Below are 664 nucleotides of genomic sequence, written 5' to 3'. Positions count from 1 at the left end.
CATGTCCGCCAAACTTTTGGAGTGGTCCGGACTAAAACAAATGACTTTACAGATGCCCTGTTCGCTTTGCGCTAAAAGTAAACCATCTTCAATCTGAAAGTTTTTGGAATCGGTCTGTAAAGCGGCAAAATCATTGGTAAAAACAAACACATCTTCATAATTCGGGTTTATTTCCCCATTAATTCTGGTGTTTCCAGCACATAGGTAACAACTAGGGTCGTGTGTTGGCCTAACTTCGTTGGATATAGCTTCATTTTGTCCTTGCCAAGGACGTTTGGCGCGATGTGGCGAGACTAATACCCATTCGCCAGTTAATATATTGTACCTTTTATGTGAATAATCCTGTAAATCCGTATTCATTTTGTTTGAGATAAGTTTTTAATTATTTTATTAAATGTGTGCCTTCAGAAAGTTTAACGCTATATATAGAGCATTCTTTGTTGAATTGGGTTTTATAAGCTTCGGAAACAAACGTTTTAAAAGATTCTGTTTCTGATTTTTCAATTAAATTAATGGTACAGCCACCAAAACCGCCTCCCATCATTCGAGCGCCTAAAATATGACCGTTCAGTTTAGCCTGTTTTACAAGAAAATCCAATTCATCACAACTTACCTTGTATTGGTTTTGTAAGCCATCATGCGAGGCATAAATTAGTTTTCCAAG

Annotated in this window: 1 protein-coding gene and 1 pseudogene; both read right to left on the bottom strand. The window is 37.0% G+C overall.

The window, feature by feature from the left end; genetic code table 11:
* On the bottom strand, window positions 1–360 hold a 360-nt coding region (gene galT, locus ACGK9U_RS16120), incomplete at its 3' end, for a galactose-1-phosphate uridylyltransferase (protein WP_394467585.1).
* A gap of 22 nt (window positions 361–382) precedes the next feature.
* Window positions 383–664, bottom strand: a pseudogene (locus ACGK9U_RS16115) (galactokinase); the annotation flags it as partial.

The organism is Mariniflexile sp. HNIBRBA6329 (assembly GCF_043558645.1).
GTDB lineage: Bacteria > Bacteroidota > Bacteroidia > Flavobacteriales > Flavobacteriaceae > Mariniflexile.
This window is presented reverse-complemented; position numbering and strand designations above follow the sequence as displayed.